This is a genomic window from Paenibacillus woosongensis, from assembly GCF_009725165.1.
Lineage (GTDB): Bacteria > Bacillota > Bacilli > Paenibacillales > Paenibacillaceae > Fontibacillus > Fontibacillus woosongensis.
Genome location: NZ_WNZW01000009.1, coordinates 91,466 through 104,292, shown reverse-complemented (window position 1 = coordinate 104,292; position 12,827 = coordinate 91,466). Strand labels below are relative to the sequence as shown.

The window sequence follows — 12,827 nt, the reverse complement described above, 5'->3', positions numbered from 1 at the left end:
AAGAAGAACGAGAGCTTAAATGAAGCTAGACGAGATTTTGACACAATTAAAGGATTCTAAGCTGAATGCTTATAAACATATGGGCATTGGCCACACATTTAGTCTAAAATAAATCGTAAGAGAAGGTGCCTGCAATAGGCACCTTAATAAAATGGAGGTTACAACATGATTACAGGTGAGATCAAAAACAAAATTGATAACATTTGGACGACATTATGGACAGAGGGGAATACAAACCCTTTAACAAACATTGAGCAATTAACATACTTACTCTTCATTAAAGGCTTAGATGAAGGTGAACTGAAAAAAGAAAACGAGGCGGAATTTTTAGGGCTTGAATATAAAGGGATTTTCTCGGAAAGACCAGCAGATTTTAATGAAGTGCAAAAGCAACACTGGCCAATTATGCGTTGGACACAGTTTAAGAACTTACCTGCCCAAGAAATGTATGAAGTAATGGTGAATACGATTTTTCCTTTTATCAAAACGTTAGGTGGTAAAGAGGAATCTGCATTCTCAAAGTATATGAAAGACGCAATGTTCCAAATCAATAAGCCTGCTACATTACAAAAAGTAGTAACAGCACTTGATAGCATTCCAATGGAAGAGCGTGATACAAAAGGGGACATTTATGAGCACTTATTATCGAAGCTCCAAACTTCAGGTACAAATGGTCAATTTCGTACACCACGTCATATTATCAATATGATGGTAGAATTAATGAAGCCATCACCAGAAGATATCATTATTGATCCGGCAATGGGGTCAGCGGGTTTTCTTGTCTCAGCAAGTGAATATTTACGTAAGAATCATCAAGACTTGTTTTTAGTACAAGGGTTAAATGAGCATTTCCATAACCATATGTTCTATGGTAACGATATGGATACAACGATGTTACGTATTGGAGCTATGAACATGATGTTGCACGGTGTAGATGCTCCAAATATTGATTATCGTGATTCATTATCTGAAGAAAATAAAGATGAAGATAAGTACACATTAGTACTAGCGAATCCACCATTTAAAGGATCGTTAGACTATGATGCTGTATCGAATGACTTATTAAAAGTAGCGAAAACGAAGAAAACAGAGCTACTATTCTTATCACTAATTTTACGAGTGTTAAAGGCTGGTGGACGTGCAGCGGTAATCGTACCGGATGGCGTATTGTTCGGTAGCTCAAATGCGCATAAAGCTATTCGTAAGGAAATTATTGATAACAATAAATTAGAAGCTATCATTTCAATGCCAAGTGGCGTATTTAAGCCGTATGCAGGAGTTTCAACAGGGATTATGATTTTCACGAAAACAGGTACAGGCGGAACGGATCACGTATGGTTCTATGATATGAAGGCTGATGGGTATTCATTAGACGATAAACGTACGCCAATTTCAGCGAATGATATTGAGGATATTATTGCCCGTTTTGGTGACTTACAAGGTGAAGTGGAACGTAAACGTACTGAACAATCATTCTTTGTGCCAGTGGATGAGATTCGCGAGCAAGGGTATGATTTGTCGATTAATAAGTATAAAGAGGTTGAGTATGAGGAAGTGGAGTATAAATCTCCGAAAGAAATACTTAATCAAATAATTCTATTAGAAGATGAGATTCAACAGGAGTTAAAGTTATTAAAGGGGAGAATATTATGAAATATGTAGAGTTGCAACAGATTTGTTATCCTAAACAATGGAAAACAATTGCTGCTTCTAATTTATCCTCAAGTGGTTATCCTGTTTATGGTGCCAATGGAATCATTGGGTATTATAATGAATATAATCATGAGTTTCCAACTATATTGGTTACTTGTCGAGGTGCAACTTGTGGTGAAGTAAATATTAGTGAACCGTATTCATATGTAAATGGAAATGCAATGGCTTTAGATAACCTTGATGAGAGTATAATGGATATTAAATTTCTTTATTATTACTTGAAATATAGAGGGTTTAGCGATGTTATTTCAGGCTCGGCACAACCACAAATAATTCGATCTAATATAGAAAAAATTAAGATACCTCTCTTAGAAAAAGTTCAGCAAAGGAAAATTTCGGAATTGTTGGACATGATAAATTTAGTATTACAAAAACGCCAATGTCAAATCACAGCATTAGACGAATTAACACAAAGTTTGTTTTTAGAGATGTTTGGAAATCCAATTCAAAACATAAAAAAATTCAAGCAGATGCCAATCAAAAATGTTGTATCGGATATACAAACAGGATGGAGCCCTGTTGCTAGTAAAGAACCAGCTACAAATAATGAACCAGGAGTTTTGAAACTAAGTGCAGTTACAGGAGGTAGGTATAATTTTAAAGAAAATAAAAAGTTACTTGATGGGACACCTTTTAAAAGTGAGTATGAAGTGAATGTCGGTGATATCCTTTTAACAAGGAAGAATACAAAAGAATTAGTGGGGGCTTGTTCTTATATATTTGAAACGCCTTCACAACTGATGTTTTCTGACTTAATATTTAAATTAAATATTAAGAATACAACTCTAATGGAACCGATTTATCTATGGAGGTTATTAAATAATAATTCTATGAAAAAGGAATTAAGTGCACTAGCATCGGGTAGTTCAGGGTCGATGCCTAATATATCTAAAAAAAATTTAAATGAGCTTCTAGTATTAGTGCCTCCTATTGAATTGCAAAAGGAATTTGTTAATAAAATTATTTCTTTAGAAAAATTAAGAAATGATTTTATTGATAGCCTATTTTCATATAAAAAACTATATAATTCTACACTCCAAAAAGCCTTCAAAGGCGAACTCTTCCAAGAACAATAACTATCTCGCATAGGAGATGAGTATATGTTGAACTTCGAGTTTTTAAAGGATAAACAGCTATTCACCAGCTTTGCCAATGCCTGTTTTGAAGCGGAAAAGGCGATGCAGGTTAGCCCAGCCACGGTTGCGATTTTATCGCGCCGTGCGCTCGAGCTTGCGGTCAAATGGGTGTATCAGTTTGATAATGATGTGAAAATACCATATCAAGATAACCTCTCAAGCTTGATTCATAACCGTCACTTTTTGGGCATTATTGATGAAGAACTGTTGCCGATGATGAAATATGTGGTGAAGCTTGGTAATACAGCTGTACATACGAATGTGGCAATTACTCGGGATGAAGCGGTGTTGTCTTTACATAATTTACATCAGTTTGTTGCATGGATTGATTATTGTTACGCAGAGGAATACACCGCATCCACGTTTGATGAGGCGTTACTGTATGATGCAGTATACAAGCGAGAGCGTCCAGAGGAACTAAGTGATTTATATGACAAGCTAAGTGCTAAGGATCAGTCACTTGAAGAGCTTCGTAAGCAGAATGAAGAGCTCCGGGCGCAACTCACGGCAAATCGTGTAGAGTCACAACGAGATTACGATTTTGATGTCGATACGATTTCGGAATTTGGTACGCGTAAACGTTATATCGATTTAGACTTAAAGTTAGCTGGTTGGGAAATTGCCAAAAACATTGAGATAGAATATCCGGTAACAGGTATGCCAAATGCAAAAGGCGAAGGTTATGTGGATTATGTGTTACGGGGTACGAACGGTAAAATTTTAGCTGTTGTTGAAGCAAAACGTACTTCACGTGACCCAAAAGAAGGGCGTAACCAAGCAAAACTGTATGCGGATTGTATAGAGCAGATGCAGGGGTTACGACCAGTCATCTTTTATACAAACGGCTTTGAAACGCATATTTGGCATGATCACTATGCAGCACGTAAAGTGTCAGGCTTCTATACACAAGATGAGCTGCAATTGTTAATCGACCGTCGCCAAATGAAACAGCCTTTAAAGAATATTGAAATTAATGATGATATTACAAACCGTTACTATCAAAAAGAAGCGATTCTAGCGATTTGTGATACGTTCAGTAACAACCAACGAAAAGGCCTTCTTGTAATGGCCACGGGTAGTGGTAAAACACGAACGGCGATCTCATTAGTCGATGTGTTAACGAAGCATTATTGGGTGAAAAATGTACTGTTTCTTGCGGATCGTACATCTTTAGTGAAGCAAGCATTCCGTAACTTTAACACACTTCTTCCGAATTTATCATTAAGTAATATGCTTGAGAAAAATTCGAATCCTGAGGCTGCTCGTATGGTGTTCTCGACGTATCCAACGATGATGAATGCCATTGATGAAGTGAAGCGTAAGGACGGTAATCGTTTATTTACGATAGGGCATTTTGATTTAATTATTATCGATGAGTCACACCGTTCGATTTATCAGAAGTATAAAAGCATTTTCGATTACTTTGACGGGATGCTTGTCGGTTTAACCGCAACGCCAAAGAATGAACTTGATAAAAATACATACACCATTTTTGATTTAGAAAACGGCGTACCGACCTTTGCTTATGAATTAGCGAAGGCTGTTGAAGATGGCTACTTAGTTGATTATCGCACACGAGAAACGACGTTGAAAATTTTAGATGATGGTATTCGTTACGATGATTTATCCGAAGACGAAAAAGAAGAGTTTGACGAGATTTTTGAAGACGAACCGCAAGTAAGGGATATTGATAGCTCAGCCATTAATCATTTTGTATTTAACAAGAACACAATTGATCACGTGTTAAATGACTTAATGGAACATGGCTTGAAGGTTGAAGGTGGAGACAAGTTAGGGAAGACCATTATTTTCGCCAAAAACCACAAGCATGCGATGGCTATTAAAGAACGCTTCGACTTGAAATTCCCTGAATACGGTGGTAATTTTGCCGAGGTAATTGACTATAGTGTGGAATATTATCAGACGCTCATTGATGACTTCTCAACACCGGACAAAATGCCACAAATCGCCATATCGGTTGATATGTTAGATACAGGAATTGATGTGCCGGATGTATTAAATTTAGTCTTCTTCAAAAAGGTGCGCTCGAAAACGAAGTTCTGGCAGATGATCGGTCGCGGAACACGTCTTCGTAAAGACCTGTTTGGACCAGGATTGGATAAGGGCTACTTTTTAATTTTTGACTATTTAAGAAACTTCGAGTATTTCCGTGAGAATGAAAAAGGCGAGGAAGCGAAAATAACCCAAACCTTAACGGAAAAGTTGTTTAATACTAAAGTCGACATTGTACGTGAATTACAATCGCTTCAATATCAAGAAGCACCGTTTATTTCTTATCGTGAACAACTATTGAAGGAAATTATATCAGATGTTCGAGCATTAAATGATGATAATTTCCGAGTGCGCCAATACTTACAATATGTGCATAAGTATCAAAATGAGGAGAGCTGGCAGGCGTTATCGGTCGTGCAGACTAATGAAGTGAAAGAAAACATTTCACCGTTAATTACACCGATTGAAGATGATGAGTTAGCCAAACGCTTTGATCTGTTAATGCTGACGATTGAATTAGCGAGCTTGCAGTCAAATAATGCCACAAAGCCAATTCGCCGAGTTATTGATACAGCCGAAGCACTTTCAAAGCTAGGTACAATTCCACAAGTATTAGCACAAAAAGATGTGATCGATGACGTACGAACGATGGAATTCTGGGAAGAGCCTTCGCTTGCTGATTTAGAAAGGGTGCGTATTGCACTACGTGATTTAATTCGCTATATTGAGCGTTCGAATCAGAAAATCTATTACACGGATTTCCAAGATGAAGTGATAACCGTTGCAGAAAATGCGTCGATTTATAATGTGAACGACTTACAAAGCTATCGTAAAAAGGTGGAGCATTACTTAAAAGAGCATCAACATGAGGATACATTAGCAATTTATAAGCTGCGTAACAACAAACCATTAACGAAGCAAGATGTGGAATACTTAGAGCAAATTTTATGGAGTGAACTTGGTTCCAAAGAACAGTACGAAAAAGATTATGGCGATACTCCGGTAACAAAGCTCGTTCGTAAAATTGTCGGTCTTGACCGCCAAGCTGCTGTTGAAGCATTTTCAACGTTTATTTCTGAACAGAACTTAAATTTACAACAAATTCAATTCGTTGAGTTGATCATTGATTACATCGTCAAGAATGGTACATTAGAACGCCAAGTATTGCAGCAAGATCCGTTTAGTTCAGTAGGTGGAATCATGGTTGTATTCAAGGACCAGCTTCCAAAAGCTCGAGGAATTTTGGATATCATTGATCATATTAACCGTAATGCGGAGGATATTTCTTAAGGATTATTTAAAAAGCCCCTTTTTGACGTAATGATGACGCCAATTGTGGTTACGCAAAGCCATGTTTTCGCCTCCACCAATACCATAAAAAACGAACACCATATATTTTTGTCAAGGGTTTTCAGTTACCGTTTGGTTCTGAATGAAATGCAAAGTTTATCATATAGGGATGGCAAAGCTGCCATCTCTTTTGTTGTTCAGTAAAGATAAAATCGACCATCATTTTTCGTCGTTGTGGTAAAATAAGGATTGAGTTTTCGAACAATAAATTATAGTTCTAGTATAAGTAATTTGAAAATGAAATTATTGATCTTTTCATGAGGAACCAATTTATAAACTTGAGGTTGAGTAGTGTTGAAGGTGGGAGACCTTAATTGAATATTTTATGGAAAGACAAGAAACAAAACTTAACAGATGTATTCAGAAAAGAAAAAATACATAGCTGCTTAATCAGTAGAAACAGTAACTTTATATTTGAATACTTTAAAAATAAAAAGCAAAAAAACAAAAACAATATGCATAAAATTAATTCATGCACAAAAAGCATAGCTTCATCGTTAATTGGCATTGCTTATGATAAGGGACTTATTTCAAGTCTCTCAACACCGATTGTCGAATACTTTCCGATACTAGTTAAAGATTCTGACCCTAGAAAGAGTACGATTACAATAGATCATCTGCTTACGATGAGTGCAGGCTTTAATTGGCCAGAGATGGGAGAATGGGGCGGCTGGCCGCAGATGATTCACAGCCCAAATTGGGTGAATTATGTTTTGGAAAGACCATTAGCGCATGCTCCAGGCGAGCATATGAATTATAACTCGGGATGTAGCCATTTATTAATGGCGATACTCCAAAAAACGACAGGAACAAATGCTCAGGAATTTGCTAATGACCACTTATTTTCTAAACTAAAATTTAGTGATTATATTTGGCATAAGGACCCGCAAGGTATTAATATCGGTGGCTTTGGGATTCATCTTACCATTCAAGACATGCATAAAGTGGGTCAATTGTTTCTGAATAATGGCAGGTGGGACGGGAAGCAGTTAATTCATGGCGACTGGGTTGAATTAACAACGCAGCCTGTTTTTCTAACCTATAAGCATTTTGGTCACTATTGCCGACATTGGTGGTCTTCGGCTACTTCTGAGGATGAAAGGTTTTACTTTGCCATGGGTATGGGAGGACAATATATTTGTGTGATACCGTCGAGAGAGATGGTCATAACCATTACGTGTGATACAAAAGGAGATACGCTTATACCACTTCATATTATCGAATGTATTTTGAAGAGTGATGAGTAGCATGTCATTTCTAGAATTCAATGCTCCACCATCATGAACATCATCCGCATGAGGATGGTGTTTTTGTTTATAATAAGTCAAAGCATTTCGTACAGTTGGAGTGAAATAGATGAATCATAATCATAATGAGGGAACAATGATATCGGTACTCAATATGGATGGTCAAGAACTAACACCATGTTTGCCTCATCGAGCTTGGCGGGAAGTCGAGCGTTCGCGTGCGGTCTGGATTGATGAGGAGACGATCCAATTACTGTATAACCCGTTCTTATTTCGTGACTATCGAAAAGTTGCGCTAAAACGGGATCATCACACTTGTTTGTGGTGCGGACGTCCCGCCACGACAGTGGACCATATTATCCCCTCAAGCAAAGGCGGCTCGGATCTTCCACACAATCTGCTTGCTTCATGTAGTGATTGTAATACGAGGCGAGGAAACCGTACTGCATTCTCTTATCTTACCGAAAATGCACATTCGGTTCCTAATCTTATCAAGCTTTGTTGGCGCATTTTTAGAGCTAAATACAGACATCGCTAACTGTAAAAGTGCACAGGAGTATTCCTTTCGGTCAGCTGATACGACAATGAAGATTCGGGGAGATTTTTTTCTTTGGCGGCTAGGAGAGGCGACAATTCCATTCCGATTTTATGAGGGGGACCTGTATGTAGCCGTATCGCATGACGTTATTTATCAGAAAATGCTAGAAGTGGCTGAGCATTTCAATGCGCAATATATAGAAGGTTAAGGAAGAGGGCACCTGATAGGGTGCTCTTTTTAATGTAACATAACAAACAAGCCTGTGATCATATAAATGGTGAATGTATATATGTTCTCTTTTTTAGTGTAGGAAATGGGGTAACGATATGACCGATTCCTCCAAATCGCCAGCTGTCCGCTTCGAGAACGTTTCATTTCGATATTCAGAGCAAAGTGAGTGGATCATCAAGGATATTAAATTTAGCATTACTCTGGGTGAGTGGGTGTCCATCGTAGGAGGAAACGGTTCGGGGAAATCGACTTTAATTAAATTAATGAACGGCTTGTTGAAGCCAAGCTTGGGAAAAGTGCATGTCCTCGGTGAAAATATCGAAATGGCCGATCTACTTAAGATTCGCAAGTGTGTTGGGGTTATTTTTCAAAACCCTGATGAACAGATTGTGGGAGTAACTGTTGAAGAAGATATTGCATTCGGTTTGCAAAACCTGATGTTCCAGAGGGATGAGATCATTTCGAGAGTAGATCGTATTATGAAACTACTGCAACTGGAGGAGTTTCGAAACCGCCCTGTTCGAACCTTATCCGGAGGGCAGAAGCAGTTGGTTGCGATTGCGGGGATACTTGCCATGCACCCCAAAATCATCGTTTTCGATGAAGCCACCTCCATGTTGGATCCACAAAGTAGCATCCATCTGCACAGCCTAATGTCTGATCTTCATCAACAGGGGTTCACCGTGATCCATGTGACTCATCATCCAGAAGACATATTAAAGGCAGATCGGATACTGGTATTGAATCAAGGCAGACTCACTTTTGAGGGAGATGTCCCCACCTTAATGAAGCAGCCCGAGATTCTCCAAGATGCTCATACGCTACCGCCTTTTGTTGTACGCTTCAGGAAATCCCTTTACAGGAGAGGTATAGAGCTGTCAGGCGGCTGCAAATCGGAGAAGGAATTGGCTAAATCCATATGGGAATATATTTCTGCGATGTAAGCTATACGCATGCCAAAGGGACGCCTATGGAGCATAGAGCGGTGAAGTGTATAAATTTGTCCATCCTCGACGGACAATTTGTGGCGATCATGGGTTCATCCGGGTCTGGAAAATCCACATTAGGGCAGCTCAGTGCGGGTTTGTTGACGCCAGATAAGGGTACAGTGTACGTGGATAATATCCCGATCAATAACCGCAAAAACCGTTCTCAATTATGGAACAAAATCGCTTATGTATCGCAATTCCCGGAGCACCAGTTGTTTGAAGAAACGGTATTTCTGGATATCGGCTTTGGCCTTCGCAGGATGAAGTATAGCGAGCATGAAATCAAGGCCAAAGTGAAAGAAGCCATGGAACTAGTAGGGCTGGACTTTGAACGGTACAAGGATCAATCCCCTTTTCAGCTTAGCGGTGGAGAACAAAGACTTGCTGCATTGGCAGGGGCACTAATCAAAGAACCAAATATTCTTATATTGGACGAACCGACAGTTGGACTTGATCCGTCAGCCCGTATGAAGTTTCATGCTGTACTGACCTTTCTTCAACGAACACGCCGAATATCCATAGTCTACATTACTCATGATCTTCAGGATGCATTGGAGCATGCAGATCGTTTGATCCTTTTACATCACGGAGAATTGGTCCATGACTTGAAAGCAAGCGCAATCCAAAGCGTACTTGATCATCCTCGCATTCCTTTATTTCCAACCCCATTACTGCGTCTATGCAAGGAACTTGAAGTCATTTTCCCTGAAATAGCCGATTTAGAGATCGTGAAGGAAAACAAGCTCCTCAACTACGTATCAGAACGAATCTTACGTATCTCGGAGATGGACAATGAATAACCTTGGCGCATTATCCTCCTTGCAGTATGTAGCAGGCGATTCCTTACTTCACCGGCTGGACCCCCGTTCAAAGTATGGTTTTGCTATCAGTTATTTGGTAACCCTCGTTTCATCCAACTCGTTAATAACGAGCTTGATATGGATGGTTATCGTCATTACCTTCTATCTGCTTTCCGGGTTTCATCTTCTTATGGTATGGAACAATCTTCGAGGTATTATTGTCGTCCTATTCATATTGGGTAGTATTCAAGCCAGTCTAAATGGGATAGAAGCCGCAGCTCTAATGACGTTAAAAGTGCTTTCTATTTTCCTGATGATCACATTGATGTTATCCACAACGCCGCCTGAAAAACAAATCGAGGGGCTTCGTAAATTATTATCCCCTGTACGCCGCTTAGGAATAAATACGGAAACGTTTGTGTTTATGTTCACTATAGCCGTTATTTATATGCCGCTTCTTTTGGAGGATGCGATGCGTATCATACAGGCACAGAGAGTTCGCGGATTGCATAACGGCAGATGGAATATAGCAGGGAGGGGGAAGGATATGTTGTTACTTTTGACACCTTTACTCCTCATGATTTTAAGGCGGGCAGAACGATTGTCAGAAGCCATGGAGTCCCGATGTTATCAGCCCGGATGCGAGCGAACGGGTTATGTTCAACTGAAAATAGCTAAACACGATATCATCGTTTTGATTCTGGCGATCTTGCTTCCATTTATTATTCTGTATCCAATATAAAGGAAGGAGGGAGGCTTCGGAGCCATGCGTAAACTTCTCCTAAATTATTGGACAAAACCGTTGCCACAAATGGAGAGCGAAAGAATATTACCCCGGGCTGATGAAAATCAAACAAAAACACTGATCATCATTGCGTTCTTCAGCGCGCTTACTGCATTACTCCAATCGGCGGGAGGATTTTTGCCGGGAGCGGGATACTTGATCAGCCCGTTTTCTACTGCCCCAATTGTATTATCGACGCTCATTACGTTACGCTCGGGCCTTACTGCGTATGCACTTAGCTGCTTGTTATTGCTTCTTCTTCAACCCAGCGAATTAATCGTCTTTCCATTTACTACAGGATTGCTTGGGTTAGCATTGGGCTTCGGCATGACACATTTCAAAAATCGGATTCAGGTTATATTATTTTCCTCAGTCGCGTTATGGATGGGTATTGCGCTAGTGGTATATGCCTTTCGCTTTCCAATACTCGGACCGACGGTTTCAATAAACTTTCAGGTTGACATCAGCGTGTATGTCTTTCTTTTTAGCTTGCTTTATAGCGGGATATGGACGGAAATTAGTCTCCGGCTATTAGCGAGATTAAAAAAAGCCGTGCAAAAATAATAATTAAGGGGAAGGAGTGTGATGTTAGTTGATGAAAGTTAAGGTGAGTTTACGGCCTATTGTAAGTAAGATCAATTTACCCACTGTTATGAAAACAGCTATACTTCCGGGTGATTCAGTTGAACGTTTGTTTATTGCAACCCAGGTAGGAGAGATTTTTTACATAGGTAATGGAGTTGTAAGAACTTTTTTGGATATTCGCCCCCAAGTCATCAAGCTAGGTACTTCTGAACCGGGTGTTTCTCGTGGTGGATATGATGAACGGGGATTGCTAGGGCTGGCGTTTCATCCCAAGTTTTATTATAACGGTCTGTTTTATCTTCATTATTCAGTAGCTGGAACACAAGGGCCAGGTGCTCTTTCTGAACCTTTTAAGCCTAATCCGTGCGATCCCGGAACTTTAAACTTAAGGTGGGTAAATAGAGAAACTCAGTATGATCATATTGATACCGTCGAAGAATGGATTTTACAGACGAATGGTCAACCTCGTAAACGGCGGACACTACTTCACTTAAGAAGGCCATTTTTTAATCATAACGGTGTCAATAGCTTAAACTTTTCACCCGAAACAGGAAAGCTTATTCTAACAACCGGAGATGGAGGATCAGGGTATGATCCCTTTAATTTAAGTCAGGATGATATGGACATAGCTGGTAAAATCATAGAAATTGATGTAGCTAAGCATACATTTATCGATGATCCACCTGTAGTCACACGTTTTGATGAACTTCCCGCACCTATTCAGGAAACCCTTACGGTTATTGCCAAAGGGGTTCGTAATATCCCAGGCATTTCATTTCAAAGGTATTATAATTCTTATATCAAATATGTGGGAAATGTTGGTCAGGATTTGGTAGAATCGATTTTTTCATTCGTTCATTATAAACCCATACCGGTTACTCAGCTTATTCAAGCTTCTATAATGAATTCTGAACTTGATCCAGAAGGATTTATTAACTTTGGCTGGCGAGGATGGGAAGGAGCTTTTCCTGCTTCGTTTATAAGGGGCTGCTCTGCAAATCCGACTTTGGATGAGAAAACAATTGCTTATTACGATGAAGCCATACAAACTTCTGTGAGGCGAATTCAGCCTGTAACAAGTTATTATCATAAAGATCCCAGACCTGATAAATTTGGAGGAACTGCACTTACAGGTGTCCAGTCATATATAGGGAATCAAATTCCTAGTTTAACGGGTAGCGTTGTGTTTACCGATCTTGCCCGGAATGAAGGGGATGGCTCTCAGGTTAAAGGGGTTTTAGCTTATACTAGGGTAAGAGCGGATTGTAAACTAAATGATTTTAGTGTGATTGAAACCGATTATAATTTTGGATCTCAATCCGCTTATTATGTGAGTTTGGGGTCGAATTTAGATCAAACCAGACTATATTTAGGGGTTTACAGCTCTATGAAAGTAACTGATTTCAACCAAGGTACTGTTTTTGAAATTGTTCCATAATTC

Annotated in this window: 10 protein-coding genes; all 10 read left to right on the top strand. The window is 39.3% G+C overall.

Going from position 1 to position 12,827, the window contains the following annotated elements; translation table 11 throughout:
• Positions 1-165 precede the first annotated feature (165 nt).
• The 10 genes from GNP95_RS18990 (at position 166) to GNP95_RS18945 (ending at position 12,824) form a co-directional block, all read left to right on the top strand.
• Positions 166-1,653: a type I restriction-modification system subunit M gene (locus GNP95_RS18990; RefSeq protein ID WP_155612432.1), complete on the top strand. Its 1,488-nt coding sequence runs from the start codon at positions 166-168 to the stop codon at positions 1,651-1,653.
• On the top strand, positions 1,650-2,789 hold the full coding sequence (locus GNP95_RS18985; protein WP_155612431.1) for a restriction endonuclease subunit S: 1,140 nt from the start codon (positions 1,650-1,652) through the stop codon (positions 2,787-2,789). Before GNP95_RS18990 ends, GNP95_RS18985 begins: the two co-directional genes overlap by 4 nt.
• A gap of 24 nt (positions 2,790-2,813) precedes the next feature.
• A complete protein-coding gene (locus GNP95_RS18980; protein ID WP_155612430.1) occupies positions 2,814-6,152 on the top strand; it encodes a DEAD/DEAH box helicase family protein in 3,339 nt (1,112 codons plus the stop codon).
• Positions 6,153-6,526: 374 nt separating this feature from the next.
• Positions 6,527-7,459, top strand: a complete 933-nt coding sequence (locus GNP95_RS18975) for a serine hydrolase domain-containing protein (protein WP_155612429.1) — start codon at positions 6,527-6,529, stop codon at positions 7,457-7,459.
• A 109-nt stretch (positions 7,460-7,568) separates the two neighbouring features.
• On the top strand, positions 7,569-7,997 hold the full coding sequence (locus tag GNP95_RS18970; protein ID WP_155612428.1) for an HNH endonuclease: 429 nt from the start codon (positions 7,569-7,571) through the stop codon (positions 7,995-7,997).
• 326 nt (positions 7,998-8,323) lie between these two features.
• Positions 8,324-9,172, top strand: a complete 849-nt coding sequence (locus GNP95_RS18965) for an ATP-binding cassette domain-containing protein (protein ID WP_155612427.1) — start codon at positions 8,324-8,326, stop codon at positions 9,170-9,172.
• Positions 9,148-10,017 (top strand): ATP-binding cassette domain-containing protein, encoded by an 870-nt coding sequence (locus tag GNP95_RS18960; RefSeq protein ID WP_155612426.1) that lies wholly within the window; start codon positions 9,148-9,150, stop codon positions 10,015-10,017. The genes GNP95_RS18965 and GNP95_RS18960 overlap by 25 nt, the downstream gene beginning before the upstream one ends.
• Positions 10,010-10,759 carry an energy-coupling factor transporter transmembrane component T family protein gene (locus GNP95_RS18955; RefSeq protein WP_155612425.1) on the top strand — a complete coding sequence of 250 codons (750 nt, stop codon included), beginning with the start codon at positions 10,010-10,012 and terminating at the stop codon, positions 10,757-10,759. The genes GNP95_RS18960 and GNP95_RS18955 overlap by 8 nt, the downstream gene beginning before the upstream one ends.
• A gap of 24 nt (positions 10,760-10,783) precedes the next feature.
• The gene (locus tag GNP95_RS18950) at positions 10,784-11,365 is read left to right on the top strand and encodes a hypothetical protein (protein ID WP_155612424.1); all 582 of its coding nucleotides are present in this window, start codon (positions 10,784-10,786) and stop codon (positions 11,363-11,365) included.
• Between the two features lie 28 nt (positions 11,366-11,393).
• Positions 11,394-12,824: a PQQ-dependent sugar dehydrogenase gene (locus tag GNP95_RS18945; RefSeq protein WP_155612423.1), complete on the top strand. Its 1,431-nt coding sequence runs from the start codon at positions 11,394-11,396 to the stop codon at positions 12,822-12,824.
• The last annotated feature ends 3 nt before the right edge of the window (positions 12,825-12,827 follow it).